This window comes from Erwinia sp. Eh17-17, assembly GCF_039675725.1.
Taxonomy (GTDB): domain Bacteria; phylum Pseudomonadota; class Gammaproteobacteria; order Enterobacterales; family Enterobacteriaceae; genus Erwinia.
Genome location: NZ_JBDFQT010000001.1, coordinates 326683 through 353058, shown reverse-complemented (window position 1 = coordinate 353058; position 26376 = coordinate 326683). Strand labels below are relative to the sequence as shown.

Sequence of the window (26376 nt, the reverse complement as noted above, 5' to 3'; positions counted from 1 at the left end):
TCCAGTAAACTTTCCGCACAATCACACAGGATGGGAACCGCGATGCCACACACCACAATCACGCTTAAAAAATCCTTTTTCAGCACCACTGCGTTTGAGGCCGTGCGGTCAGGCGACTGCCGTGCCGAACTTTACCGCACGTCAACCGGCATTGAGGCCGTACGTCTGAGTAACCGCCGCGGGCATCTGGTGATCCTGCCCTGGTATGGCCAGATGATCTGGCAGGCCACGTTCGACGGCGTTGACCTCACCATGCAGAGCCACTTCAGGGAACCGCGGCCGGCCAGCGATATCGTCGGCACCTACGGCTGCTTTATGTACCACTCCGGGTTACTGCGTAACGGCAATCCCGGCCCGCAGGATAATCACGCGCTGCACGGTGAGATGCCGCTGGCCGCGATGGACAGCGCCAGTATTGAAATCGGGGAAGACGCGCAGGGGCCGTGGATGGCACTGGCCGGAGAGCGTGAGTATCTGATGGGCTTTGGCGATCGTTACATGGCGCGCCCGCGCGTGGTGCTGCGCCCCGACGCGGCGACCTTTGACATTCAGATGACGGTGGAAAACCTCTCTCAGGATGACATGGACCTGATGTACATGTGCCACGCCAACTTTGCGTTTGTCGAAGGCGGGAAAATAATTCAGCCCACCGGTTTTGGCCGCGACGATATGGTGGTCCGCACCTCGGTGCCCACTATCGTTCAGGCCAGCGACAGCTACCTTGACCACCTGCAAAAGTTGCAGCAGGACCCTTCCGCCACCCGTGTTGTCAGCACCGATCTCGGCGTGGACCCGGAGCTGGTTTTTTATCTGAAAAACCTCAGGAAAGCCCAGGACGGGCGGGTACATGTGATGATGCGCCGGCCAGAGGGGGATGCCTTCTCGATGCGCTATAACCCGCAGGAGTTCTCCCATCTGGTGCGCTGGATCCTGGCAAACAACCGGCAGAAAGTGTGCGCCTTCGCCATGCCGGCGACCTGCGGTGTTGAAGGCCACTTCACAGAGAAAAGTCTGGGTAACGTCCGTACCCTGCACGGTGGAGAAACGGCCAGCTTCACCCTGACGCTGGGCTATCTGAACGCGCAGGAGGCCGGAGCAGAGGAACAGATCGTGCGTGCTTCACGCTAGCGGCTTTTCCCCCCTGCCGCAAAAGCGAGTTGTGAGCTGAATCAAATAAGGACACTTTGCTTCAGTAATAGAATTTACTTTGTAAGTTTTTTGAGTAAAGTCAATTTTACCAGCGGGACAATTAATGCGGTTTGTTCCAGGTACTGAGAGAAGACGAGACAGTTTTCCAGGCGTGCTGAAAACGGGACATCCTCTTCTTACCTTCTCCATTTTTTACCGTTTAGCCACGTTCAATGCCCCAGCGGAACCGGGTCCGACAGGCCAGCCTGTCCTCCTGCCCCTCTGAGCAGTTTTGCCAGAGAACGATGCGCGAAGATATCTATGATAAATAAGAGGTATAACCATGAATCGCCGCATTTTTGTTAAATTAATGAGTTTATCTGTGCTGATTTCGATGAGCGCAGGTATCGGCTGGTCAACTAACGCCGCCGCCGCTGAAACCAAAACCATGGTGACCGTGGTGAAGGCCGTGGGCGTTCCGTGGTTCAACATCCTTAATCAGGGGCTGGAGGAAGGCGGTAAGCAGTTCAACCTGAAAACCTCCATGGTCGGTCCGACCCGCGCTGACCCCGCGCAGCAGGTGAAGCTGATCGAAGATTTGATTGCCAAGAAAGTTGACGTGATTGGCCTGGTGCCGCTGGATACCAAAGTCACGGCCCAGGTGGTGAAACGCGCGCGTGACGCCGGGATCATGGTGATTACTCAGGAAGGACCTAACCAGCCCGGCAAAACCTGGGACGTGGAGCTGATGAGCGCCCAGGCCTACGGCGAAGCGCAGATGAAAGCGCTGGCGCGTGAAATGGGCGAACAGGGTGACTACGTGGTGCTGGTCGGTACGCTGACCACCACCGGGCACAATCAGTGGGCGGATGCCGCCATCGCCTATCAGAAAGCCAACTATCCTAAAATGCACCTGGCGGCCGACCGCTTCCCCGGCGCGGACTTTATCGATGAGTCCGAGCGCGTCACCCAGGATATTCTGAAAGCCTACCCCAAAGTCACCGGCATTATGTCGATGGGCTCCAACGGCCCTATCGGTGCGGGTAACGTGCTGAAAAAACGCCATCTGGAGAAGAAAATTGCGCTGGTGGGCACCACCATTCCTTCCCAGGCCAGGGCTTACATCATGTCGGGTGTGATCCGTGAAGGCTTCCTGTGGAACCCGAAAGAAGCCGGCCTGGCGATGACCTCCGTCGCCCGCCTTGCGCTGGATAATGCGAAATTTGAAAACGGTATGACTATCCCCGGCCTGGGCAAAGCGACCGTAGACAGTGAGAACAACGTGGTGATGGTCGATCGCATTCTGACGATTAACAAAGCTAACATCGCAGAACTCATCAAACTGGGACTGTAAAACACTGCCTTACTCCTGACACCGTCCCGGCGATCGCTCGCCGGGACGGCCTCCCTGTACCCTCACTTATTGCAAGGGGCCGCGCGATGTCCGTTTTCTTACAGCTAAATGGAATTTCGAAAATATTTGGTGGGGTCCATGCGCTGTCTGAGGTGGATCTCCAGCTCAGAACCGGCGAGGTCCACTGCCTGTGTGGCCAGAACGGCTGCGGTAAATCCACGCTGATCAAAATCATGTCCGGCGTCCACCAACCTGAACCCGGCGGCAAAATCACCATCGCCGGGGAACACATTACGCACCTGACGCCGGTCGAAAGCACCCGCCTCGGCGTGCAGGTGATTTATCAGGATCTGTCACTGTTCCCTAACCTCACCGTAGCTGAAAACATTGCTATCGGCCTGCACGCAGGCGGGTTGCGCAAGGTGAACTGGAAAAAAGTGCATCAGCTGGCCAGCGAGGCAATGCAGCGCATCGGCGTATCGCTGCCGCTGAACGATAAGGTCGCCAGTATCTCGATTGCCCAGCGCCAGCTGGTCGCCATCTGTCGCGCCATGGCCGCCGATGCGCGCCTGGTGATTATGGATGAGCCCACCTCTTCGTTAACGCGTTACGAGGTTGACGCCCTGCTGAAACTGACGTTGCAGCTTAAAGAGCGTGGGATCACCATTGTTTTTGTCAGCCACCGCCTGGATGAAGTGCTGGAAATTGCCGACCGGGTCACCGTGATGCGCGACGGCAAAATGCTCGGTACTTACGACGCGCGCGATATGTCTGACCGCAAACTTGCCACGCTGATGACCGGCAAGGAGTTCAGCTATCAGTGCGCCGCCAAAGATCGCCCTGAGACGGCGACGGTGCTGGAGGTACGCGGGCTGTCGCGTCCGGGAGAATATCAGGACATTCACTTCGACGTGCGGCGCGGAGAGATCCTCGGCCTGACCGGGCTGCTCGGCTCAGGGCGTACCGAGCTGGCGCTGTCGCTGTTTGGCCTTACCCGCCCTGAAAAAGGCGAAATCGTGCTGAACGGTGAGGTCGTCCGGCTGCGTTCGAACCGCGATGCCATCAGCCGCGGAGTCGCCTATCTGTCTGAAGACCGTCTGGCGCTCGGCCTGGTGCTGGAGCAGTCGATCAGCGCCAACATCACTCTGTCGGTGATGGAGCAGCTGGTCGGCAGCGGCGGTCTGATCCGCGAGGACTGGTATGAAAGTACCGTGCGGCACGGCATCGAGTCGCTGACGATTAAAGCGGGTAACCCCGACAATAAAGTGAAAACGCTTTCCGGCGGCAACCAGCAGCGCGTGGTGCTGGCAAAATGGCTGGCGACCAATCCCTGCCTGCTGATCCTCGACAGCCCGACCGTCGGTGTCGATATCCATGCGAAAGACGGCATTTACGCCATTATCAGGAGCCTTGCCGCCAGCGGCATGGCCATCATTATGATCTCCGACGAAATTCCGGAAATTTACTACCACAGCGACCGCGTGCTGGTGATGCGCGCCGGCCGCTTAAACGGCGAATATATTCCGGGGCGCTGCTCAGAAGAAGAGTTAAAGGAGGCGGTGAATGCGTGATTTTTTCCAGCGGTTTATCCATACGCATGAGTGCCGGTTGCTGATCGTCATCACCCTGATGGTGGTGTTTCTCACGCTGTTTACGCCAGAGTTTGCCTCTCTGCAAAACCTGGTGGATGTGCTCGGTGCCACGTCGTTTACCGGTATTCTTGCCGCCGGTCTGCTGGTGGTGATTATTACCGGCGGCATCGATCTCTCCTTTGCCGCCGTGGCGTCGATCACCCAGTTCACCGCGCTGACGGTCGCGAACCACTTCGGCATCGGCTGGGTCGGCGTGTTTGCCATCGCAATCGGACTGGGGGTGGCGCTGGGGTTGATCAACGGCCTGCTGGTGAACTCGCTCAGAACCTCGGCGCTGATCATTACCATTGCCACGCTGAACGTCTTCTTTGGCATCCTGCTGACCGTCACCGGCGGGGCCGATATCTTCGCCCTGCCGGACTGGTTTACCGCCGGGTTTGAATTTGTCTTTTATACCGACGCCCAGGGGATCCCTTATGCGGTGAACTTCCAGATTATTGCGCTGTTCTTTATCTTTCTGCTGACGTGGCTGCTGCTTAACCGCAGCAACGTTGGCCGTCAGATTTACGCCATGGGCGGCAATCCGGACGCGGCACAGCGCGTGGGATTCAATGTCTATCGCCTGAATATGCTGGTGTACGGCTACATGGGCGCGCTGGCCGGCGTCGCCTCGCTGGTGCAGGCGCAGCTGGTGCAGTCGGTGTCCCCTACTGCGCTGGTCGGGCGCGAGCTGGACGTGGTCGCGGCGGTGGTGATCGGCGGGGCCAGCCTGACCGGTGGCTCCGGCACCGTGATGGGCACCGTGCTGGGGCTGGCGCTGATCGCCATTCTGCAGAACGGGCTGATCCTGCTTGGGGTGTCGTCGTACTGGTCCCTGTTCAGCACCGGGCTGGTGATTATTGCCGCCATGATCATGATGGCCAGAGAAACGCGCAAGCGTCATAAGCAGGCTGAAGCAGGAGCGGTATCATGAAACACAACGTAAACGGTCTCTCAGGGCGGATCCAGCAGCGCGTCGGCACCACCAACTCACGGCTGCTGGTGATTCTGGCGCTGATGGTCGTCGGCCTCGGCCTGCTGGAAGGGAATAAGCTGTTCGGCATTGCCGGACTACAGTCGATGGGTTTTCAGCTGCCTGAGCTGGGTTTCCTGGCGCTGGCGATGATGATCCCAATGCTGTCCGGCGGTATTGACCTGTCGATTATTGCCACCGCCAACCTGTGTGCGCTGACGGTCGCCTGGACCCTGACGGCGCTGATGCCGCTGATGCCGGACGGCCACAGCGTCAGCTGGGGAATGATGCAGGTGGGCGCTCTGTTCGCCGGGCTGGTCGTGGCGGCGCTGGTCGGCCTGCTGAACGGGGTGCTGGTGGCTTATCTGCGGGTGCCGCCGATGCTGGCAACGCTGGGCACCATGACCGCGGCCAAAGGCCTGGCGATTGGCTTCAGCCACGGCAACGTGATTTCCGGTTTCCCGGAGCCGATAGTGTTTATCGGCAACGGTACGCTGCTCGGTATTCCGGTCGCGCTGATTATCTTCGCGGCCGTAGTTTTCCCGCTGAGCATCTTCGTCAATAAAACCCCGCTCGGCAGCGCCATCGCCATGATCGGTTCGAACGAGCGGGCCGCAGAGTATTCCGGGGTGAATACGCGCCGTAGCCTGGTGTGGGTCTATCTGATTTCCGCTCTGCTGGCCGGGGTGGCGGGCATTATTATGATGGCCCGTTTCGACTCCGCCAATGCGGCCTACGGGGAGAGCTATCTGCTGGTCGCTATTCTCGCCGTCGTGCTCGGTGGGGTGGATCCCCTGGGCGGATTCGGTCGGGTCAGCGGCGTGATCCTGTCGCTGCTGATCCTGCAGCTGATTTCCACGGCATCGAGTCTGCTCGACCTCAGCCAGTTTATCACGCTGGCATTGTGGGGCGCGATCCTGCTGCTGGCTTCGGGCGGGATGGTGCTGAAAGAGTGGATGTCGGAGCGGTCAAAAGCGAAAACGGCGACGCAAGCCTCCAGGGCCTGACGCTGTTAATTTTCCCGTGCCGGGCGTAGCATCCCGGTGCGGGAAATCAATAGCCGCTCCCGATATGCCATGATATCTTTACGAATTAACAAACACTTAGTCAGGGAATAAGCCATCTCATGGTCAATACTGCCGATGATACAAGCTCGATTGGCCCCCGCTTACGCATGATGGTATCGGTGCTGACGCCTTTAGAGACCCGGCTGGTTAACGCGGTGCTGTCGAGCGACTTCGATGAACGCGTGGCCCTGAAAGACGTGGCCGCTCAGTGTGAAATGTCGGAAGCGATGGTGGTGAAGACGGCGAAAAAACTGGGTTTTAGCGGTTTTCGCGAGCTGCGCAGTAAGGCGGCGGAGTACAATCGCCTGCCCATCAATGAGATGCATCAGGAGCTCTCGCCAACGGATACGGCGGCCGAAATTGTCACCAAAGTGTTCCGCACCTCCGCTCAGGCGCTGGAAGAGACGCTGGCGATCCTGGATATGAAAGCCTTTGAGCGGGCGGCAGAGCTGCTGGCCAGCGCGCAGCAGCGCGATTTCTACGGCTTCGGTGGCTCGGCGCAGATTGCCCGTGATGCGGTGCATAAATTCCTGCGCATTGGCGCACGCGCCACCGCCTGGGACGACCCCCATATGATGCTGATGTCTGCCTCACTGCTGGGTAAGAATGACGTGGTGCTGGCGATCTCTCACTCCGGGCAGACCAGGGATATTCTCGAAGCGGTCAAAGCGGCCCAGGCTAACCAGGTGCCGGTGATTGCCATCACTAACTACTCCGGGTCTCCCCTTGCCAACCTGGCCGACACGGTGTTGTGTTCCACCGCGCAGGGTTCCCCCCTGACCGGCGAGAATGCCGCAGCACGCGTCGCGCAGCTTAATATTCTGGATGCCCTGTTCGTGGTGGTGGCCCAGAGCGACTACGCGCTCGCAGAGCGGCAGCTCAACCGCACCATGATGGCCGTCGCTCACAAAAGAAAATAGAGCCGCTGTCCACCACCACGCCGGGACTTTTCAATCCGCTCAGCTCGGTTTCAGCTGCGTTCAATTTTCTTCGCCGCATCGTCCAGCGCATCGATAATGGCGAACAGCGTCTGCTGCGAAATCCCTTCCTGCGACAGACGAAAGTTTAGAGCCGTTTTCATATTGTGGATGGCCCGCTCCACATCCGGCAGGCTGCGGTTGTTAACCAGCACGGCCAGCGTGGAGAGCCGCTGAATAATCGTCGCCAGGGTGGCGCGATGTTGACTCAGCTGTTCCCGCCCTTTCGCCTCCAGACAGTAGGCCTTGCGCGCCGCGAGGGGGTCAACCACCGCAATACACTCCATCTCCTCCAGCAGCGTGAGATTAGGATAGATAATTCCGGGACTTGGGGTGTATTCGCCTTTCGACAGATCCTCGACGGCTTTGATCAGCTCGTAGCCGTGCGCCGGCTGCTGGCTGAGGAAATGCAGCATCAGCAGACGAATATCGCTGGCATCGAGCATTTTTTCACGGCGCTTCCTGCGGCCAGGGCGCGCGCCGCTGTCGGAAGCGCAGATTGACGGTTCGCTCTTCATCTTATTTCTGATGCCAGTACGCCACGGCACGAACGAAGGTCGCATCACAGCCGCGCTGCTCAATGAAATAGTCGCTCAGCTTTTTCACGAACTCCGCTTCTCCGGTCAGCCAGATAAAGTAATCCTCTGGCGGCAGCTGGACGGTATCCAGCGTGGCGGTCAGCGCGGCCAGGTTCTCCGGCTGCATGTTGCCGCTGCCCATCCAGGCGGCATCTACGCCGTTCAGACGGCCAAGATAGCTCTGACCAACGGCCTCATCAACATAGCCGAACAGCCTGAGCTGCAAACCGCTGAGCACCTCGTGACGGCGCTTAAAGGCAGGCAGCCCACTTTCGTCACAGACATACAGCTGGAAGGCATAATCTTCCGGAACCACCAGCGAGCCGCGTGGACCGCCAATCGCCAGCTTATCACCCGGCTGTGCCTGCTCCGCCCAGTCGCTGGCCACGCCACCGTCATGAATATAGAAGTCGATGGTCAGGGTGTTGGCTACCCCGTCAAAGAACAGCGGCGTGTAGTCGCGGGACACCGGGCGCGCTCCCTCCTTCCACACCACGCCCTCCTCTGTCACGTCCGGCAGGTTCAGCGTACCGCTGCTGGCGTCAGGGAAAAACACTTTGATGTGGTCGTCAAAACCCGGAGAGGTAAACCCGGCCAGATCGTCACCGCTAAAGTCGATGCGCCAGAAGCGGTCGGCAGTGCGGCTTTTCGCGGTCACGGTCAGCTGGCGGAAGCGCAGCTCATTGCGCACGCGCTGGGGTACACGGCTTGCTTTTGCAGAGTCAGTTAACACAGGTCACCTCTGGGTTATTGAAATCAGGAATCATTCTCATTAGAGGGGTAAAATATATCTATGATATATCTTGATCGCAAGTCCGTCAGACTTAATCGCTGGACAAAAAGGTGGCAATCTGTGCGCTATTTCTGTTCAGGCTGCGGGCGATACTTCCACAGCCAGCGTCCACTGTTCATACGGCGATAGAAGAATCCGCCGCGGATCATCCAGTCCAGGAACATGCCGAGCCAGATGCCCACCACGCCGAAGCCGAGCACGATACCCAGCAGATATCCGGCCACAATGCGCCCTCCCCACATGCTTAACAGAGAGACCCACATGGTGAAACGCGCATCGCGCGCGCCTTTTAATCCGGCGGGCAGCACCCAGGAGGCCGCCCAGAATGGCATAAAGGCGGCATTGAGCCACACCAGTATCTTCACCACGTCGATCACATCTTCATCCCGGGTGTAAAACTGCGCCAGCACCCCGGCAAACGGCACGGTCAGCAGCGCCAGAGCACAAAGGAAAAAGGTCGACATCCAGAAGATATAGCGCAGCTGACGCTCCGGCTGCCCTAACTGCCCGCGTCCGAGGCGGGTTCCGACAATAATCGTGGAGGCCGAGCCAAGCGCGTTCCCCGGCAGGTTAATCAGCGACACAATGGAGAAGGCGATAAAGTTCCCGGCGATCACGTCGGTTCCCATCCCCGCGACGAAGATCTGGGTTAACAGCTTGCCGCCGTTAAACAGCACCGATTCGATACTGGCGGGCACCCCGATGCCGAGCACTTCGCGCAGAATGTTCATGTCCAGGCGGGTGAAATAACTTTTGATCGAGATTTTCAGCGCCGGAACAAAGCCAATCACCAGCACGTAAATCACGGCGGCCGCACCAAGATAACGCGAGATAGTCAGCCCCAGGCCCGCTCCGACAAAGCCCAGCCCGTGCCACGAGAAACAGCCGTAGATCAGTACGCTGCTGATGACGATATTGAGGATGTTCATGCCGCCGTTGATCAGCATGGGAATTTTGGTATTTCCGGCTCCGCGCAGTGCGCCGCAGCCGATCAGGGCGATAGCCGCCGCCGGATAACTCCAGGCGGTAATTTGCAGGTAGGAGAGCGCCAGCGCTTTCACCTCTGGCTCCGCTTTACCGGCGATCAGATCGATGATCTGCGGACCAATAAACTCAATTGCCAGCGCCAGCAGAACGGCAAACACCGTCATGATAATCAGTGACTGACGCGCAGCCGATAGCGCACGTTCGCGGTTCAGTTTGCCCAGACTGAAGGCGACCACCACTGTGGTACCGAGATCGATAGCGGCAAAAAAGGAGATCACCACCATATTAAAGCTGTCGGCCAGACCGACCCCGGCCATCGCTTCTTTACCCAGCCAGCTGACGAGGAAAGTGCTTAGCACCCCCATCAGCAGGACGCAGAGGTTCTCAAAAAAGATGGGTACGGCCAGGGGGGTTATTTCACGCCAGAACAGCACCCGCGAGGAACGTCGTTTTGGATACCACGCAGTGCGCTTTATCGCCTGCTGCAGAGACACGCTGAGGTTTTGCAAAATTGTTCCAGTTTTTCACGGAGAAATGGGTCTGTGATTACCAGATGATGGTAAAAGACTGGAAAATATGCAAAGTCTTTTTATGTATCAAAATACGGCAAGAGAAGCGGCCCGTTGCGGGCCGCCCTGTGCGCTTACAGTAACGGCCGGTTGAACAGTTTTTCCAGCACTGACAGCGGTGCATTTTGCGGGTTTTTCATCCCTGACAGCGGCAGTAAAAAAGTCTGCTCCAGCATATACTGGCCGCTCATTGCCGCATGGGGCGTCTGGTCCGCAAAGCAGACCCAGCTGCTGCCGGGCGGCAGCGTCAGATTCACCTGCGGCGACTGCTCCTGATAGCGAATATCGGCTTTCATCGCATCGTGCAGGCGCAGCATGATGTGATCGTAACGCGTGCGGTAGGATTTCGTCATCCCCAGACGCTGTTGCAGCCAGCTGCTGAGCGCCGAATAGCCTTTCAGCTGCGACATAAAGCGCTGCACCAGCACCGGGAAGGGTTCACCGACGCGCCACTCGCGGCTTTCACCGTTGGGGTTAATATTGGTGAAAATACGCAGGATGCGCTCGCCGTGAATCGGACGCGAAGGGAACGCATCCACATGCAGGCGGCTGTCGTCTTTGCGCCACGAGGTGCTGTCGCGCCAGGCACCGATCGGATGCAGGCGCAGCGTATTCATCGGGGAATGAACGGCGTGGCTGTACTCCGGTAACAGCGTGCGGATAAGCTTAACGCAGTGCTGATAGTAGCGTTCCAGCAGGGCTTTCACCTGCGGCTCGCTCTCTTTACGCGCCATGCCATGCAGCAGATTTTTCAGCGGATCAAAGCTGATATTTTTACGTTTAGGGTCCACCAGCGCCGGGTCGAGTAGCGCAAGTTCTTCCGCTTTCAAATGAAAGGTGAGGTGGGGGAAAAAAAGCACGTTACCCTGCTCCAGCGAGGTGACGGCGGCGCACTCCTCCAGCGGTTCATCCCAGCGCACGGCGGGCAGTGTTCGAATGACGTGTTCCCTGGATAATGACTGTTCAGACACACTAATATCCTTATTGCCTGTGGCAAAATCATGTCAGTCTGGCACGGTGTCATCTCACCGGCCCAAAATAGAGTAAAACCCGGCTACCACGTTAAGGATGCTGTCGCGGCGGTGTATCGCAAAAGATGCGATGCCAATTTATTGCTACACTGCGCCATCGACTACAGGAGTGAACTATGAGATCGCGTTCCGTGACGCTGGACGATGTTGCCAGCGCCGCCGGTGTGTCCTATCAGACCGTATCGAGGGTGCTGAACCACTCGAGCCAGGTTGCCGAGCAGACGCGCAGCCGGGTGGAAGCCGCCATGCAGGCGCTGAACTACGTGCCTAACCGCGTGGCGCAGCAGCTGGCCGGTAAAAACACCCGTACGCTCGGGCTGGCTACCAGCGATCTGGCGCTGCTGGCCCCGGCTCAGATCGCCTCCGCCATTCAGCAGCGCACCAGCCAGCTGGGTTACCATCTGGTGATCGCGATGGCCGGCCAGGGTGGCGCGCAGCAGGCGGTCAGCGATCTGTTATCGCAAAGGGTGGATGCCCTGTTGATCAATGTGCCGCTGGAAGCGCAGGCTGCACAGGAGATTGAACGTATGGCAGGCTCCCTGCCCTGCCTGTTTCTTGATGTGGCCGACGAGGCGAAGGTCCCGGCCTGCACCTTCAGCGCCCGGATCGGTGCCCGTCAGGGTGCCCGACATCTGTTGCAGCTCGGACACCAGCAGATCGCCTTACTGAACGGCCCGCCAGATTCTGTCGCCGCCCGTGCGCGGACGGCCGCCTGGATTGAGGTATTGCAGGAGCATCATCTGACGCCGGTCTGCCAGCTGAGCGGCGACTGGAGTGCGCAGTCGGGTTATCAGGCGATGATGCGGCTGGCCGGACAGGTGCTGCCCACTGCGCTGCTGGTCGCCAACGATCAGATGGCGCTGGGGGCGATGCAGGCGCTGCACCAGATGGGCGTCGCCGTGCCCGCTGAAATATCAGTGGTGGGCTATGATGATACGGCCGACAGCGCCTGGTATCAGCCGCCGCTGACCACCGTGCGCCAGGATATGCGTCAGCTTGGGGAGTCCAGCGTTGACTGGCTGACCGGGCAGCTGGAACAGCCAGGCAGTGACAGCGTCCTGCCGCCGTTTGTTACGTCGCTGGTGGTGCGGGCCAGCACGGCGGCACCGCGCGGGGAAAAGCCGGTGGTTCACCCCGTAGCCGCAGAGTTACGCCGCCTGGCGCAGCAGCTGGATAATCCGCAGCCATAAAAAAGCCGGGCATCTCTGCCCGGCTGTTGCTGCTTCCACTGACGACCTGCGTATTACGCTTTTGGTTCGCCCAGTGATTTCAGTTTTTTCGAGATATCGCGACGTTCTTTCGACAGATCGGCATTTTTGATGATGTAGTCATCAACGCGATCTTCGTAATCGCTGCGCATGCTGGCGATAATTTCCTGAATGGCTTCAACGCTCATGCCCGGTTTGATGTACTCACCCAGGTTGTCGAGCAGCAGCACACGCTTCTGGTTATCACGGATTTTCTTTTCGTTGTCGACAATTTCACGTTGCAGCTTGTTCTTACGACGGAACATACGCACGAACTCCAGTACGTCCTGAAATGATTGTTTTGCATTTTCCATGAAGACACCTTTCGTTTGGGCCTGCGCATACAGGCATCATTATCGTGGCTACCAGCTTAACGGCGGGCCGCTGCCGATGGCAATTTTAAACTGACAAAACCGGATTGCGCCTATCTTACCCTGAAGCGAGTCAGCTCGCAGTAAGTTGTTGCTGAATCATTCTATTTTCGCAGCGCCAGGCGGATCAGTTCGGTCAGTCTTTCCAGCTGACTGGCCATTTCCAGGCTCAGCCAGACATATCCGTGAATAGGGGTTTCGACCAGATCGTCGCTGTCTGACTCGGCAATCAGCTGCCGCAGTTCACGGGTGATCTCCGCCAGTTCTTCGCTGTTTGCCGCTATTTTCCCGGTATCCCCTTCCACAATTACCTTCGACAGGGCGCGCAGCGTATTTTCCGTCATCTGCTGGGTGCGACGCAGCGCGGGGGCATTCAGCATAATCAGGTGGCTCTGGCGCGACGCCCACCAGGCATTGAGCTGTAGCTCCAGAGTACACACCAGATTGCGGTTCAGGGTCTGGATCCCTTCAAACACCGAGCGCGGCGTGCGGGTCTCTTTGCTGGAGGGCTCGATCAGCGCACGCATTTTGATCACGTTACTCAGCAGGCGCTGCAGCGGACGCGACAGGCGCGGTTTTTCCACCAGATTGGGCGAAAAGCCGGCATGATAGATACGTGCGGTTTCCAGCAGCAGGTCCGACAGCTGGATGCGCCAGTGGGTATAGGCCTTCTGCGGATAGATGCTGGTAAACAGCAGCGCCAGCAGTGAGCCGAGGATCACATCCCCCCCGCGCCACAGCGCCGTGGTCATATCCCCCGGAATGCCCCCGCAGATCACCGCCAGCGTGATGCCGATCAGCAGCGCCATGTAGGGGTGACGCCCCAGCGTGAGGAAACCGCTGATAAACATCACCGCCGCACACCATATCAGCATGGCCGGCAGGGAAATCAGCTCAAGCTTGAGGGCAATCAGCCCGGAGATCGACCCGAAGATCGTGCCGCCAATACGCTGCACCGCGCGCGGGAAAACGTTGCCCCACGAAGAGATCGGCCCCATCACCACCACCAGCGTGATGAGCGGCCAGCTGCCTTCCGGGATCTCCATCAGCCGCACCAGCAGGAACGTCAGAATAAACGCCAGGGCAATCCGAACGCCGTGCACGATACGGTAATTGCGGTACAGGCTGAACTCAAAGGCCGACAGCGGCTTGTCCGGTCGCAAAGGTGGCTCCGAAGGAAGAGAGAATAAGCGGGATATGATACCTGAAGGGCACATCGGGAACAGGCGTTGAGACAAGATTTTGTCGCCTTTTTGTCACTCATTTCAGCGGGGCAGCAGCAGAAAACACTCAGCTTACCCCGCTGATACAAACGATTAATCAGCTATTCTCTTCCTGCTGATCTCATTCACCATTTTGTAACAACCCACCCCATCAGGCCGGATTTTTTTCCAGCGGAACGCAAATCAGAAACGTCCAGATCCCGCTTTCCGTGCCGTCATTCAGGTAATGATCAAAGCAGAGCCCTGCCGCACGCCGGTAGCCGCTGGTGGGTAACCACTGATCAAAAAAAGCCAGCCACGGGGTCGAAAAGTCCCCGTCGGTTACCGTCACCTGCGCCACGCCGTAGGTCCCGCCCGGCACCGGTCGCAGCGCCATCCCCTCGCTGTCAGCCGGCAAAATAAAATCGTCCGGAACGCTGATGGCGGTATCAATGCGCAGCTGTTCAGGGGGAACAACCTCAGGGTTATCGTAATAGAGTGCCATCCAGTCACCCGTGAGCTGATGGCGATCCACCCATGCGCTGAGCAGGGCAAAGCCCTGCGGGGCGGTTTCATGCCACGGACCGGTAAGACGCACCGCCGCCACCTGGCGGGCTTCAAGATGACGAATTTCAACCTGCATAATTCTCTCCTTGTGAAATGACTGCTGTATAAATAACCATGATCAACGGCGTTTTACCAGCGTCATCAGCAGCAGTTGTCGGATCTGAGGAGAAGAACACAAAAAGAGGGGCTGACCGCCGCGATGAACGGCCAGCGCATTACGAGGATTAGAGCTTCAGCTTGATATAGTCGCTGATGCGGGTAAAGATGCCCGCCTCTTCAACCGGCTGCAGCGCCACCAGCGGATAGCTGGCCAGCGTTTTGTCGCCTTCAACCAGCTGGATGGTGCCCACCTGCTCGTGCAGCTTGATCGGCGCTTCCAGATCTTTACGTTCGATAACATATTTGGCTTTCACCTTCTGCACGTCCTGACGCGGCAGAGCGAGGAAAACGTCTTTATCGCTACCCAGTGAGATACGGTGCGGATTACCGTACCACACGGTTTCATGGCCGATCTCTTTACCGGCGTGGAACAGCTGTACGGTATCAAAATTACTCTGCCCCCAGGTCAGCAGTTTACGCGCCTGCTCTTCACGACCTTTCGGGCTTTTCCCGCCCATGATGACGGCAATCAGGCGGCGCTGGCCGTCAACGCTGGAGGCGATAATATTGAAACCGGCACTTTCGGTATGGCCGGTTTTCAGGCCGTCAACGTGCAGCGTTTTATCCCACAACAGCCCGTTACGGTTCTGCTGGGTGATGCCGTTCCAGGTGAGCGACTTCTCGCTGTACATCTGGTAGAAGTCCGGTTCACCGCTGATGATGGCGCGCGAGAGCTTCGCCAGGTCACGTGCCGTGGTGAACTGCCCCGGCGCATCCAGCCCGTGTACCGTTTCAAAATGGGTATTACTCAGCCCCAGCTTCTCCACGTACTGATTCATCAGGGTGACAAAATTCGCCTGGCTTCCGGCAACATAGTCGGCCAGCGCCACGCAGGCATCGTTACCGGAGTCAATAATCACTCCCCGGCTGAGATCGCGCACCGACACTTTTTCTCCCGGTTTGAGAAACATCAGTGAAGAGCCTTTAAATACCGGGTTGCCTGCAGCCCAGGCATCTTTACCCACGGTAACAATATCGTCACGGGTAATACGCTTCTGGTCGATGGCGCGATCCACCACGTACCCGGTCATCAGCTTGGTCAGGCTGGCAGGGTTACGGCGCTCGTCGGGGTTGCCTGACGTGAGGATCTGGCCGGTGGTCGCGTCCATCAGTACCCAGGAGGCGGCATCAATCGCCGGGGACGTTAACGGGAACACCAGCGCATCCGGCTGGCCTTCGGCAACGGCGGCGGTACTCAGCGCCATGAGCACACAGAAACTTGCAAGCTGATGCTTTTTCAACGATCAATCCTCAACATATCCAGAATAAAAAAACTGCGCATGTTGTACGGGATCCCCGATGTTTTTGCGTGAATAAATTGCAAGAAAATATGAATAATTCAGCGAATTAGCGTTATTTTTGCGCGATGTGACTGATGACACTTTTCCTGAGGCACGACGAGCCGGAAATCCGGATATTGTCGCCGCCCTGAAAACGATTCAACGCGGCGCAAGACGGGGCTGCCACTTTATGTCTATGAGGATAGCGTTTACACTGCCAGGCTAAGATCTTATCTCCTCCGGCTCTAACGAACAGAAGTGAACAGAGAGAAACAGTGAAAGACACAGCTAACCAACCTACGTTCCTTTTCCACGATTACGAAACCTTTGGTAAAAGCCCGTCACTGGACCGCCCTGCCCAGTTCGCCGGCATCCGCACCGATATGGATTTCAACATCCTCGGTGAACCGGAGGTATTTTACTGCCAGCCTGCCGATGACTATCTGCCACAGCCGGAAGCCGTGATGATCACCGGCATTACTCCGCAGATTGCGCAGGCACGCGGCGTCAGCGAAGCAGAGTTCACCCGGCGTATTCATCAGCTGTTCAGCGAACCCAATACCTGCGTGGTGGGCTATAACAATGTGCGTTTTGACGATGAAGTCAGCCGCAATCTGCTCTACCGCAATTTCTACGACCCCTACGCCTGGAGCTGGCAGCACGGTAACAGCCGCTGGGATCTGCTGGATGTGATGCGTGCCTGCTATGCCCTGCGCCCCGAAGGCATTGTGTGGCCGGAGAATGAAGACGGCTTACCCAGCTTCCGGCTGGAACACCTGACGAAGGCTAACGGCGTCGCTCACGAGAACGCTCATGACGCGATGTCTGACGTGTATGCCACCATCGCCATGGCAAAGCTGGTGAAAGAGAAGCAGCCGCGCCTGTATGACTTCCTGTTCAGCCACCGCAACAAACAGAAAATCAGCGCGCTGGTCGATATCCCGCAGATGAAACCGCTGGTGCATATCTCCGGCATGTTTGGCGCGGCACGCGGCAACACCAGCTGGATTGCTCCACTGGCCTGGCACCCGGATAACCGTAACGCCCTGATCACCTGCGATCTCGGTGGGGATATGACCCCGCTGATGACGCTGGATGCCGACGCGCTGCGTGAACGTCTGTACACCCCGCGCAGCGAGCTGAACGGTGCGCCTGCGGTGCCGCTCAAGCTGGTACATATCAATAAATGCCCGGTCGTCGCCCCGGCCAATACGCTGCGCCCGGAAGACGCCGAACGCATCGGCATTGACCGCCAGCGCTGTCTGGATAATCTTGCGCTGCTGCGTCAGCACCCGGAAGTGCGCGAAAAAGTGGTGGCGCTGTTTGCTCAGGCAGAACCTTTTACGCCGTCGGAAGATGTGGATGCCCAGCTCTACAACGGCTTTTTCAGCGATGCCGACCGCAACGCGATGACTATTATTCGCCAGACCGCCCCGGAAAATCTGCCGGCGCTGGATTTAGCCTTTAATGATGCGCGTATTGAGAAACTGCTGTTCCGCTTTCGCGCACGCAACTTCCCCGGCACGCTGGACGACGCCGAACAGAAACGCTGGTTACAGCACAGACGTGAAATGCTGAACCCTGAGCGGGTGCAGCGCTATGTGCAGGAGCTGGAGATGCTGTTTAATCAGTACGAAGGGGATCAGGTTAAGCTCGACCAGCTGAAAGCGCTGTTTGAGTATGCGCGGGAATTAGTGTCCTGAAATAATGAGGGCTGACCGAAAAAGAAGGTCAGCCCCTACAAAAAAAGAAGGTCAGCCCCTGCGAAAAAATGCGCTAAATCGATCTGCAGGGGGCGACCCTGTTTTCCGGTCGCCCCGCATCGGGATTACAGCCCTTCTTCACTGCACTGCGGCACCGGGTTACGGAAGCTGCGGGTCACGAAGGCCAGATACAGCAGGCCAATAGCCGCCCACACCAGGCCCAGCACCATTGAACTCTCTTCCAGGTTAACCCACAGCGCACCGACGGTCAGCGCCCCCATCAGCGGCAGCACCAGGAATTTGATGTTGTCTCTGATGGTTTTATTACGCTTCTCACGGATCCAGAACTGCGAAATCACCGACAGGTTAACGAAGGTAAACGCCACCAGCGCACCAAAGTTAATCAGCGCCGTCGCGGTCACCAGATCGAAGGTGATGGAAGACAGAGCAATTACCCCGACCAGCAGCACGTTCAGCGCAGGTGTCCGCCATTTCGGATGGATATAGCCGAAGAAGCTCACCGGGAATACCCCGTCGCGCCCCATGACGTACATCAGACGCGATACGCCCGCATGTGCCGCCATACCCGAAGCCAGCACCGTGACACAGGAGAAAATCAGAATGCCGAACTGGAAGGCTTTGCCCGCCACGTACAGCATGATTTCCGGCTGAGACGCGTCCGGATCTTTAAAGCGCGAGATGTCCGGGAAGTACAGCTGCAGGAAATAGGACACCACGATAAAGATAACGCCACCAATCAGCGCGGTCAGGAAGATCGCTTTCGGGATCACCCGCTCTGCATCTTTGGTCTCTTCCGACAGCGAACTGATGCCATCAAAACCAAGGAACGAGAAGCAGAGTATCGTCGCCCCGGTGATCATCGGCACCACGTTGGCATTTTCCGACCAGAACGGCCTGCTGCTGACCAGCGTGCCTGCGCCTTCACCGTGCGCAACCCCCCAGACAACCATTGCCATGATGGCGACCATCACCACCACCTGCAGCACCACGATCACGCTGTTAAAGTTGGCAACCGTTTTAATGCCCTTGAGGTTGGAGAGGGTCATAAAGCCGACCAGCAACACTACAAAGATCCACGACGGAACGCCGGGAACCAGCGCTTCCCAGTATATTTTCGCCAGCAAGATATTGATCATCGGCATGAACAGATAATCCAGCAGCGAAGACCAGCCAACCATAAAGCCGACGTGCGGGCTGATGGCTTTCTGCGCATAGGTATAGGCCGAACCCGCAGACGGGAAACGACGGACCAACTGGCCGTAGCTCAGTGCGGTAAACAGAATAGCAATCAGCGCAAATGCGTATGCGGTCGCGACGTGGCCATCGGTCAGGCCAGAAACGATGCCAAACGTATCGAATAAGGTCATTGGCTGCATATAAGCCAGACCCATCATGACAACAGGCAGTAACGTCAGCGTTTTTTTCAGTTTTGCACGCGGTGCGGCTGGATTGAGGTTATCAAGCGACATGATTTAATCTCCCCACAGCATCAACCGTTCCGGGTTGCACCACAGGGGAGCTATACGTCGTGCGATAGCTTTTCAAGAGAGGATTCTGGGAATAACAGGCAGGTGTGAAGGTGTACCCTGCTGTGGCGCCGTAGTCATCGCGCTGGCGGATCCCAGCAAACGCTGGAGTAAGAAGGTGAAGCCCCATGGGTTATTTCCTCAATAAACACGTCAAAGTGTATTTAAAAGCGAATATCTATCCGGTTCTGGACCGGCCTCTTTAAAAGCGAAAAAGTTGCCTGCTAACCTACAAATAAAAAAATACCGCCGCCAGGAAATCAGCGTCGGTTTACAGGTATCGTTAATGCAGGGCGCGTATTCTGCACCAGAATAAGGCACGATGACAAGCCCCCGAGAGCTTCGGTTACAATTTACTGGCATCTGAACAGTAAGCCGGGCGTGCCAGGCACGCCCGCGCGCGCAGATCTCAGGCGTTTTTCAACATCCAGTCAATTTCTGTGGCGGTAATTAACCGTTCAAACTGCATCAGCTCATGGTGCTTGCACTGGTGCCAGACAAAGCCAAAACGTGTGCCGAGCAGCGCCTGCATCGCGTGGTTTTGTTCAAAGGCGGTGAGCGCATCGCTCTGACGAATCGGCAGCGGGTTGCCCTCCGCTTCGTGTCCGTTGCCCTGCACCGCAGGGGGCAACGGCAGCTGATTATCCAGGCCGTGCAGGATCCCGGCCAGGATGGCTGCCATCACCAGATAGGGATTAGCATCCGCCCCGGCGACCCGGTACTCAATGCGATGGTTCCGGGTATCCCCGCAGGGAATACGCAGGGCGACGGTGCGGTTGTTGTGGCCCCATGATGCCCGGAGCGGTACAAACGCATCCGGCACGAAACGACGATAGGCATTCACATTGGGAGCCAGCAGCGCCATCGACGCGGGCATCAGGTCAATCATCCCCGCCAGCGCCCGCTTCAGCAGCGGTGAGTCGCTGCCGTCGTCACAGGCAAAGGCATTATGGTCGGCGGCATCCAGCATACTGATATGTACGTGCATCCCGCTGCCCGCCCAGGCCTCATAAGGTTTCGCCATAAAGGTCGCGTTCATCCCGTGCTGCCCTGCCACCTGACGTACCAGGCGTTTAAGCTGAACGGCATGATCGCAGGCGTTAAGCACGTTGCGCGTGTGGTGCAGGTTGATTTCAAACTGTCCGGGAGAGGCTTCTGCCAGCGCGCCATCGGCCGGGATCCCCTGCATATGGGCCAGGGTGTCGATATCGCCCAGCACCGCAGAGAAGTGGTCCAGATTATCGACCGAATAGACCTGGTTCTGCCGGTTCCGTTCGTCGCTGCCCGGCGCGCACGGCGGCTGAATATCACCTTCCGCATCGCGCTGCTTATCGACCAGATAGAACTCCAGCTCTACCGCTACCACCGGAAACAGACCCCGATTGCGTAAACGCTGCCAGAGGTGATTGAGTACGTTTCGGGGTTCAACGTCAAAGGGAGTGCCATCTTGATTGCACATGGTCAGCAGAACCTGTGCGAGGTGTTGCGGGTCGGCGGCGGAGGGGGTGAGTGTGCCCTCAACCGGCAGACAAATATTATCAGGTTCACCCAGCGTCTGGCCGAGACCGGCCTCTTCAACGGTATTACCCAGAATATCCATAGCGTATACCGAAGCGGGGAAATAACAGCCTTGATCGAGCTTCATCAGGCTGGCGATGGGGATGCGTTTGCCGCGGAAAACGCCGTTGAGATCGTTGAGGAGAATATCGGCATACTGCGTTTCAGGATAGCGTTCCAGATAGGCTTTAACCTCATTCCGGAACGCGCTGGTTCGTTTCTCTTCACTGTGCCGCGTGAAGTCTTCTACTTCGACAATATTGGTCATCAGGTCACCCTTTCAGGTTGTTGAGAACTGCTCAAAATAACGGCCACTCTCTTAACATAGCGCCAACATAAAAGGTGTGCAAATGTAACCATGTGCTTTATTTCTGCGCTTATTGCGTTTGAATATTAAGCAACTGATTGCTAGATTGAAAACAGATTGCACACTTTCCGGTCATTCCGGCTCTGAACGGTTGATATATTGACCAGCAGCACAGGGGGTAAGATGGGCATTATTTTTGACAAGCCGTTGATTGGCGTAGTGATGTGCCAGATTGATAAACAGGGCCATCCAACCCAGATGGTACACAATAAATATCTTGATGCGATTATCACCAGCGGTGGCGTTCCACTGGCCCTGCCCCACGGACTGATGTCTTCCCCTCATCTATTAGAAAACGCTATGACGGTACTGGACGGAATTTTACTGACCGGCAGCCCGAGCAATATTGAACCCCGGCACTACGGCGAAAGCGGAACGGAGGCCCTGGCGGACCCCGGACGCGATCGGCTCTCCTTTGCGCTGATCGACTACGCGCTGGCGCACCAGACGCCGCTTCTGGCAATTTGCCGGGGATTACAGGAGCTGGTCGTCGCCACCGGCGGCACCCTGCATCGCCAGCTGCATCAGGTGCCGGGCCTGCAGGAGCACCGCGAGGATGAAGGGCTGCCTCTGGACCAGCAGTATGCCCCGGCCCATGAGGTCTGGCTGGAACCCGGCGGACTGCTGGCCCCGCTGGTGAACCACTGTGAGAAATTCTGGGTCAATTCACTGCATCAGCAGGGCATCCGTTCGCCAGGCGACAGCCTGCGCGTTGAGGCCCGCGCCGGAGACGGGCTGATTGAGGCCGTCAGTCACCTTCAGCATCCTTTTGCCCTTGCCGTGCAGTGGCACCCGGAATGGCACAGCGATTCTTCAGCCCTGTCACGTCAGCTGTTCGCGGGCTTTATCGCCGCTTGCCAGCGGGCGAAGGGGAACGCCCATGAGTGAATCCCCTCTGGCACCGGGCCGGCGCCTGGCAGAAATCCGCCAGCAGATGGGGCTGTCGCAGCGGCGGGTGGCGGAACTCTCCGGCCTGACGCACAGCGCTATCAGCACCATAGAACAGGACAAAGTCAGCCCGGCCGTCAGTACCCTGCAAAAACTGCTGAAGGTCTACGACCTGTCGCTGTCGGCGTTCTTTGCCGAGAAGGTGCAGGACACACCGCCGAAGGTGGTGATTGACGCGCATGAGCTGATCGATATCGGCAGTCAGGGCGTTTCACTGCGCCTGATTCACAACGGCAACCCGCAGCGCACGCTGGCGATGCTGCTGGAAACGTATGAACCGGGGGCCACCACCGGTGAACGAATTCGCCATCAGGGGGAAGAGACCGGCACCCTGCTGGAGGGGGAGATTGTCCTTACCATCGGCGGTCAGACCTATGCCCTGCATGCCGGGCAGAGCTATGTCATCGACACCAGTAAACCCCACAGCTTTACCAATGCGTCCACCCGGCCGTGCCGTATTATCAGCGCACATACTCCGGCCACATTCTGACTTTCGCCGGGATTCAAGGAGAGTGTATGGAACATATCAACAGCTACTACGCTGCCACCACTAACCCGCACCAGCCCTGGCCGGAGCTGGAGAGCGATATCCAGTGCGACGTCTGCATCATTGGCGGTGGGTTTACCGGGCTGTCATCCGCGCTGTTCCTGACCGAAGCGGGCTACGACGTGGTGCTGCTGGAGGCCGCACGCATCGGCTTTGGGGCCAGCGGACGTAACGGCGGCCAGGTCGTGAACTCCTACAGCCGCGATGTCGATGTCATTGAGCAGCGCTACGGTAAGGAGACGGCGCGCCTGCTGGGCAGCATGATGTTTGAGGGGGCGACGATCATCCGCGATCGCATCGATCGCTATGCCATTCAGTGTGACTATCGTCCCGGCGGCATTTTTGCCGCGCTGAACAACCGTCAGATGCAGCATCTCACCACCCAGCATCAGCTGTGGCAGCGCTATGGCAACCACGACGTTGAGCTGCTCGACCAGAGCGGCATCCGCCGGGAGATTGGTTCAGAACGCTATGTGGGGGGGCTACTGGACAGGCGCGGTGGTCATATTCACCCGCTAAACTTGGCGCTGGGTGAAGCGGAGGCGATTCGTCGTCACGGCGGGCGCATTTATGAGAACTCGGCGGTAACGGCGGTCAGCTATGGCAGCCCGCATCGTGTGCGTACTGAACGCGGCGAAGTCAGCGCGCGCTTTGTCATTTTTGCCGGCAATGCCTATCTCGCCCCGCATCTGGAACCGCGCCTGGCGAAAAAGAGCCTGCCCTGCGGATCGCAGATTGTCGCCACCGAACCGCTGTCTGCCGACCAGGCGCTGTCGCTGTTGCCCAACCATCGCTGCGTGGAAGACTGTAACTATCTGCTGGATTATTTTCGCCTGACCGCCGATAACCGCCTGCTGTACGGCGGTGGCGTGATCTACGGCGCACGGGAACCGCAGGACATTGATGCGCTGATCCGTCCGAAACTGCTGAAAACCTTCCCACAGCTGGCGTCAGTGAAGTTTGACTACGCGTGGAGCGGCAACTTTCTGCTTACCCTGTCGCGTATGCCGCAGTTCGGGCGTCTGGAAAACGGCGTGTACTATATGCAGGGTGACAGCGGCCATGGCGTGACCTGCACCCATCTGGCAGGAAAGTTAATCGCCGAAGCAATGCGCGGCGATGCAGAGCGTTTTGACGCATTTGCGACATTACCGCACCTGCCCTTCCCCGGCGGCCGCAGCCTGCGCGTGCCGTTAACCGCAATTGGCGCGGCGTGGTATGCGTTAAGGGACAGGTTAGGGGTATAGGCGACCGTCCCTACGTAGGGGCCGACCTTCTGTTTTGGTCAGCCCGCTGTCAATCAACCAGGGCCGACCGGAAAAAAAGGTCGGCCCCTACGGAAATAACCGGTCATCCCGCTGGCAATCAACACCGGCCGACCGTCCCTACGTAGGGGCTGACCTTCTGTTTCGGTCAGCCCGCTGTCAATCAACAAGGGCCGACCGGAAAAAAAGGTCGGCCCCTACGGAAATAACCGGTCAGCCCGCTGGCAATCAACACCGGCCGACCGTCCCTACGTAGGGGCTGACCTTCTGTTTCGGTCAGCCCGCTGTCAATCAACCAGGGCCGACCGGAAAAAAAGGTCGGCCCCTACGGAAATAACCGGTCATCCCGCTGGCAATCAACCAGGGCCGACCGGAAAAAAGGTTGGCCCCTACAGACATCTGCCGCCCGGTATTGATTACGCCAGCGGCATTCTGGCCGGGTCGGGGTACTGATATTCAAACCCCAGCTCACGGCAGATTTTGCTGCCGTCAATCAGCTTGCCGCTGTTGTTCGCGCTGTCGGCAACGAAGGTCGGCGGTTGCAGGCCCAGCTGGCGGGCCACCTGCGGGTAGAACTGGTTACGTGCAGGGTGCTGTGGAGCACTGAGATTATAAATATGGCCGCCTTTCGGCGTTTGCAGCAGCAATGAAATCGCTTCGATCACATCGTCCAGATGCACGAGATTCACCCCCTGCGCACCGTTAGTCAGATCGGTTTTACCGGCGAGAAAACGGCCCGGATGACGTCCCGGCCCCACCAGCCCCGACAGCCTGAGAATATCAACCGAGGTATTCGGCAACTGATGCAGCCAGCTTTCCAGATTCTGTAAGGTCTTACCGGCGATGGTGACCGGTTCCAGAACGCTGCTCTCTTTCGTCACCCCACTGGCATCGCCATAAACCGAGGTCGAGCTGGTAAAGATGATGCGCGGCACATTGTATGCCAGCGCACTGTCCACCAGCTGCTGCACCGCCAGCACGTAACTTTCCCCCCCGGAGGCGGTTCGGCTGGCAGGCAGCGTAATCACCAGCGCATCGACGCTGAGCAGCGCATCAAGGTCATCCGACTCGCAGTTCAGCTCCGGCGTCAGCTCCAGCAGATAACTGTCAATTCCGCTATTGCGGGCGGCATTGACGCCATCAAGGGTCGTTTTGCTTCCGGTAACCTGCCAGCCAGCGGCTGTCAGCGACATGGCCAGCGGCATGCCTAACCATCCAAGACCGACAATTGCGACTCGTTTCATCCCTCAGCTCCTGTTTATGCAGACTTTCATCGCCTCAGGCTACGCCAGCCCCCGGTCGCTGACAACCGCCAGTTAATAAGAGAATTTTTCAACATTGACAAAAAAGGGTTGCGCCACGCGTCCATTCTCGTTAGGTTAATTGCCACGTAATGAATAGTCATTCATCCAAGAGAATTTTATGAAACGCGTTCAGTTCAATCACCATCATCACCATCACCCTGACTAGTCTTTCAGGCGATGTGTGCTGGAAGACGATCAGAATCTTCCAGTGGTGCAGAACGCAAACTCAGCCCCCGGAAGATCGCCTTCCGGGGGCTTTTTTTATGGCCTGAGATAAGCAGAACGCGGACACAACATACCGACTGGAATAAGGATAATAAGCATGTTAGATAACACCCGTTTACGCATAGCTATGCAGAAATCAGGCCGTTTAAGCGATGAATCACGCGAATTGCTCGCACGCTGCGGTATCAAAATCAATCTTCAGCAGCAGCGCCTGATTGCCTTCGCAGAGAACATGCCGATCGATATTTTACGGGTGCGCGATGACGATATTCCAGGCCTGGTGATGGACGGTGTGGTTGACCTGGGGATTATCGGGGAAAACGTGCTGGAAGAAGAGCTGCTGACCCGTCGCGCTCAGGGCGAAGACCCGCGTTACTTTACGCTGCGCCGTCTTGATTTCGGCGGTTGCCGCCTGTCGCTGGCGATGTCCGTTGATGACGAATACACCGGCCCGCAGTGCTTACAAAACACCCGTATCGCCACGTCTTATCCGCACCTGTTGAAAAAGTACCTCGACAAGCAGGGCGTCAACTTCAAATCCTGCCTGCTGAACGGCTCCGTTGAAGTTGCCCCGCGCGCCGGTCTGGCCGATGCCATCTGTGACCTGGTGTCCACCGGTGCCACGCTGGAAGCCAACGGCCTGCGTGAAGTGGAAGTGATTTACCGTTCCAAAGCCTGTCTGATCCAGCGCGACGGCGAGATGCCTGCCGCCAAGCAGGAGCTGATCGACAAGCTGATGACCCGTATTCAGGGTGTGATTCAGGCGCGTGAATCCAAGTACATCATGCTGCATGCGCCGAGCGAGCGCCTGGACGATATTATCGCCCTGCTGCCGGGTGCCGAACGCCCGACCCTGCTGCCGCTGGCCGGTGACAAGAACCGCGTGGCGATGCACATGGTCAGCAGCGAAACCCTGTTCTGGGAAACAATGGAAAAACTGAAAGCCCTGGGTGCCAGTTCTATCCTGGTACTGCCTATTGAGAAGATGATGGAGTAATC

Annotated in this window: 24 protein-coding genes and 1 other annotated feature; of the genes, 13 read left to right on the top strand and 11 right to left on the bottom strand. The window is 57.7% G+C overall.

Annotation, left to right across the window (positions count from 1 at the left end; genetic code table 11):
• Window positions 1-42: 42 nt before the first annotated feature.
• From ABEH87_RS01510 to ABEH87_RS01485, 6 genes are all read left to right on the top strand, one after another.
• Entirely contained in the window at window positions 43-1128 is a 1086-nt protein-coding gene (locus tag ABEH87_RS01510) for an aldose 1-epimerase family protein (protein ID WP_346573283.1), read from the top strand.
• Between the two features lie 343 nt (window positions 1129-1471).
• Window positions 1472-2482 carry a substrate-binding domain-containing protein gene (locus ABEH87_RS01505; protein WP_346573281.1) on the top strand — a complete coding sequence of 337 codons (1011 nt, stop codon included), beginning with the start codon at window positions 1472-1474 and terminating at the stop codon, window positions 2480-2482.
• 86 nt (window positions 2483-2568) lie between these two features.
• A complete protein-coding gene (locus ABEH87_RS01500) occupies window positions 2569-4053 on the top strand; it encodes a sugar ABC transporter ATP-binding protein (RefSeq protein WP_346573279.1) in 1485 nt (494 codons plus the stop codon).
• Window positions 4046-5047, top strand: a complete 1002-nt coding sequence (locus ABEH87_RS01495) for an ABC transporter permease (protein WP_346573277.1) — start codon at window positions 4046-4048, stop codon at window positions 5045-5047. The genes ABEH87_RS01500 and ABEH87_RS01495 overlap by 8 nt, the downstream gene beginning before the upstream one ends.
• On the top strand, window positions 5044-6093 hold the full coding sequence (locus tag ABEH87_RS01490) for an ABC transporter permease (protein WP_346573275.1): 1050 nt from the start codon (window positions 5044-5046) through the stop codon (window positions 6091-6093). Before ABEH87_RS01495 ends, ABEH87_RS01490 begins: the two co-directional genes overlap by 4 nt.
• A gap of 119 nt (window positions 6094-6212) precedes the next feature.
• Window positions 6213-7073: a MurR/RpiR family transcriptional regulator gene (locus ABEH87_RS01485; protein ID WP_346573273.1), complete on the top strand. Its 861-nt coding sequence runs from the start codon at window positions 6213-6215 to the stop codon at window positions 7071-7073.
• Window positions 7074-7123: 50 nt separating this feature from the next.
• Here ABEH87_RS01485 and ABEH87_RS01480 read toward each other — a convergent pair whose 3' ends face one another.
• The 4 genes from ABEH87_RS01480 to ABEH87_RS01465 form a co-directional block, all read right to left on the bottom strand.
• On the bottom strand, window positions 7124-7648 hold the full coding sequence (locus ABEH87_RS01480) for a PadR family transcriptional regulator (protein ID WP_346573272.1): 525 nt from the start codon (window positions 7646-7648) through the stop codon (window positions 7124-7126).
• 1 nt (window position 7649) lies between these two features.
• A complete protein-coding gene (locus tag ABEH87_RS01475) occupies window positions 7650-8441 on the bottom strand; it encodes a siderophore-interacting protein (RefSeq protein WP_346573270.1) in 792 nt (263 codons plus the stop codon).
• A 125-nt stretch (window positions 8442-8566) separates the two neighbouring features.
• Window positions 8567-9997, bottom strand: a complete 1431-nt coding sequence (locus ABEH87_RS01470; RefSeq protein ID WP_346573268.1) for an EmmdR/YeeO family multidrug/toxin efflux MATE transporter — start codon at window positions 9995-9997, stop codon at window positions 8567-8569.
• Between the two features lie 134 nt (window positions 9998-10131).
• A complete protein-coding gene (locus tag ABEH87_RS01465) occupies window positions 10132-11028 on the bottom strand; it encodes a Kdo hydroxylase family protein (protein WP_346573266.1) in 897 nt (298 codons plus the stop codon).
• A gap of 176 nt (window positions 11029-11204) precedes the next feature.
• Between ABEH87_RS01465 and ABEH87_RS01460 the strand changes: the two genes are divergently transcribed.
• On the top strand, window positions 11205-12278 hold the full coding sequence (locus ABEH87_RS01460) for a LacI family DNA-binding transcriptional regulator (protein WP_346573264.1): 1074 nt from the start codon (window positions 11205-11207) through the stop codon (window positions 12276-12278).
• A gap of 53 nt (window positions 12279-12331) precedes the next feature.
• Here the strand turns inward: ABEH87_RS01460 and ABEH87_RS01455 are convergent, their stop codons facing one another.
• The 4 genes from ABEH87_RS01455 to dacD all read right to left on the bottom strand — a co-directional run bounded on the left by ABEH87_RS01455 (window position 12332) and on the right by dacD (window position 15875).
• Window positions 12332-12649: a DUF496 family protein gene (locus ABEH87_RS01455; protein ID WP_346573262.1), complete on the bottom strand. Its 318-nt coding sequence runs from the start codon at window positions 12647-12649 to the stop codon at window positions 12332-12334.
• 161 nt (window positions 12650-12810) lie between these two features.
• Complete coding sequence (locus tag ABEH87_RS01450; protein WP_346573260.1) at window positions 12811-13869, bottom strand: FUSC family protein; 1059 nt, start codon at window positions 13867-13869, stop codon at window positions 12811-12813.
• Between the two features lie 211 nt (window positions 13870-14080).
• Window positions 14081-14551 carry a DNA gyrase inhibitor SbmC gene (gene sbmC, locus ABEH87_RS01445; protein ID WP_346573258.1) on the bottom strand — a complete coding sequence of 157 codons (471 nt, stop codon included), beginning with the start codon at window positions 14549-14551 and terminating at the stop codon, window positions 14081-14083.
• 148 nt (window positions 14552-14699) lie between these two features.
• Complete coding sequence (gene dacD, locus ABEH87_RS01440) at window positions 14700-15875, bottom strand: serine-type D-Ala-D-Ala carboxypeptidase DacD (protein ID WP_346573257.1); 1176 nt, start codon at window positions 15873-15875, stop codon at window positions 14700-14702.
• A 314-nt stretch (window positions 15876-16189) separates the two neighbouring features.
• Between dacD and sbcB the strand changes: the two genes are divergently transcribed.
• Complete coding sequence (sbcB, locus tag ABEH87_RS01435) at window positions 16190-17617, top strand: exodeoxyribonuclease I (protein WP_346573255.1); 1428 nt, start codon at window positions 16190-16192, stop codon at window positions 17615-17617.
• A 125-nt stretch (window positions 17618-17742) separates the two neighbouring features.
• On the opposite strand, the gene ABEH87_RS01430 is transcribed toward sbcB, so the two are convergent.
• Window positions 17743-19107: an APC family permease gene (locus ABEH87_RS01430; protein ID WP_346573253.1), complete on the bottom strand. Its 1365-nt coding sequence runs from the start codon at window positions 19105-19107 to the stop codon at window positions 17743-17745.
• Window positions 19108-19573: 466 nt separating this feature from the next.
• A complete protein-coding gene (locus tag ABEH87_RS01425; RefSeq protein ID WP_346574540.1) occupies window positions 19574-20992 on the bottom strand; it encodes a glutamine synthetase family protein in 1419 nt (472 codons plus the stop codon).
• A 219-nt stretch (window positions 20993-21211) separates the two neighbouring features.
• Between ABEH87_RS01425 and puuD the strand changes: the two genes are divergently transcribed.
• Genes puuD through ABEH87_RS01410 form a run of 3 tightly spaced genes read left to right on the top strand, consistent with a single transcriptional unit; the run spans window position 21212 to window position 23830 of the window.
• A complete protein-coding gene (gene puuD, locus ABEH87_RS01420) occupies window positions 21212-21976 on the top strand; it encodes a gamma-glutamyl-gamma-aminobutyrate hydrolase (RefSeq protein ID WP_346573251.1) in 765 nt (254 codons plus the stop codon).
• Window positions 21969-22526 (top strand): HTH-type transcriptional regulator PuuR, encoded by a 558-nt coding sequence (gene puuR / locus ABEH87_RS01415; RefSeq protein ID WP_346573250.1) that lies wholly within the window; start codon window positions 21969-21971, stop codon window positions 22524-22526. Before puuD ends, puuR begins: the two co-directional genes overlap by 8 nt.
• A 26-nt stretch (window positions 22527-22552) precedes the next feature.
• Window positions 22553-23830, top strand: a complete 1278-nt coding sequence (locus ABEH87_RS01410) for an FAD-binding oxidoreductase (protein WP_346573248.1) — start codon at window positions 22553-22555, stop codon at window positions 23828-23830.
• Between the two features lie 434 nt (window positions 23831-24264).
• On the opposite strand, the gene ABEH87_RS01405 is transcribed toward ABEH87_RS01410, so the two are convergent.
• Window positions 24265-25092, bottom strand: a complete 828-nt coding sequence (locus ABEH87_RS01405) for an SDR family oxidoreductase (RefSeq protein WP_346573247.1) — start codon at window positions 25090-25092, stop codon at window positions 24265-24267.
• Window positions 25093-25270: 178 nt separating this feature from the next.
• On the opposite strand from ABEH87_RS01405, the gene hisL reads away from it, so the two are divergent.
• Window positions 25271-25318 carry a his operon leader peptide gene (gene hisL, locus ABEH87_RS01400; protein ID WP_118665699.1) on the top strand — a complete coding sequence of 16 codons (48 nt, stop codon included), beginning with the start codon at window positions 25271-25273 and terminating at the stop codon, window positions 25316-25318.
• Window positions 25294-25412 (top strand) — a sequence feature (His leader region). Its footprint overlaps the gene before it by 25 nt.
• Window positions 25413-25474: 62 nt before the next feature.
• Window positions 25475-26374 (top strand): ATP phosphoribosyltransferase, encoded by a 900-nt coding sequence (gene hisG / locus ABEH87_RS01395; protein ID WP_346573245.1) that lies wholly within the window; start codon window positions 25475-25477, stop codon window positions 26372-26374.
• Window positions 26375-26376: the final 2 nt, after the last annotated feature.

Excerpts from the sequence above, each read along its gene's own strand:
- ABEH87_RS01510 (WP_346573283.1), top strand. The coding sequence starts at position 43 with ATGCCACACACCACAATCACGCTTAAAAAATCCTTTTTCAGCACCACT.
- ABEH87_RS01505 (WP_346573281.1), top strand. The coding sequence starts at position 1,472 with ATGAATCGCCGCATTTTTGTTAAATTAATGAGTTTATCTGTGCTGATT.
- ABEH87_RS01500 (WP_346573279.1), top strand. The coding sequence starts at position 2,569 with ATGTCCGTTTTCTTACAGCTAAATGGAATTTCGAAAATATTTGGTGGG.
- ABEH87_RS01495 (WP_346573277.1), top strand. The coding sequence starts at position 4,046 with ATGCGTGATTTTTTCCAGCGGTTTATCCATACGCATGAGTGCCGGTTG.
- ABEH87_RS01490 (WP_346573275.1), top strand. The coding sequence starts at position 5,044 with ATGAAACACAACGTAAACGGTCTCTCAGGGCGGATCCAGCAGCGCGTC.
- ABEH87_RS01485 (WP_346573273.1), top strand. The coding sequence starts at position 6,213 with ATGGTCAATACTGCCGATGATACAAGCTCGATTGGCCCCCGCTTACGC.
- ABEH87_RS01480 (WP_346573272.1), bottom strand. The coding sequence starts at position 7,648 with ATGAAGAGCGAACCGTCAATCTGCGCTTCCGACAGCGGCGCGCGCCCT.
- ABEH87_RS01460 (WP_346573264.1), top strand. The coding sequence starts at position 11,205 with ATGAGATCGCGTTCCGTGACGCTGGACGATGTTGCCAGCGCCGCCGGT.
- ABEH87_RS01455 (WP_346573262.1), bottom strand. The coding sequence starts at position 12,649 with ATGGAAAATGCAAAACAATCATTTCAGGACGTACTGGAGTTCGTGCGT.
- sbmC (WP_346573258.1), bottom strand. The coding sequence starts at position 14,551 with ATGCAGGTTGAAATTCGTCATCTTGAAGCCCGCCAGGTGGCGGCGGTG.
- ABEH87_RS01430 (WP_346573253.1), bottom strand. The coding sequence starts at position 19,107 with ATGTCGCTTGATAACCTCAATCCAGCCGCACCGCGTGCAAAACTGAAA.
- puuD (WP_346573251.1), top strand. The coding sequence starts at position 21,212 with ATGGGCATTATTTTTGACAAGCCGTTGATTGGCGTAGTGATGTGCCAG.
- puuR (WP_346573250.1), top strand. The coding sequence starts at position 21,969 with ATGAGTGAATCCCCTCTGGCACCGGGCCGGCGCCTGGCAGAAATCCGC.
- ABEH87_RS01410 (WP_346573248.1), top strand. The coding sequence starts at position 22,553 with ATGGAACATATCAACAGCTACTACGCTGCCACCACTAACCCGCACCAG.
- ABEH87_RS01405 (WP_346573247.1), bottom strand. The coding sequence starts at position 25,092 with ATGAAACGAGTCGCAATTGTCGGTCTTGGATGGTTAGGCATGCCGCTG.
- hisG (WP_346573245.1), top strand. The coding sequence starts at position 25,475 with ATGTTAGATAACACCCGTTTACGCATAGCTATGCAGAAATCAGGCCGT.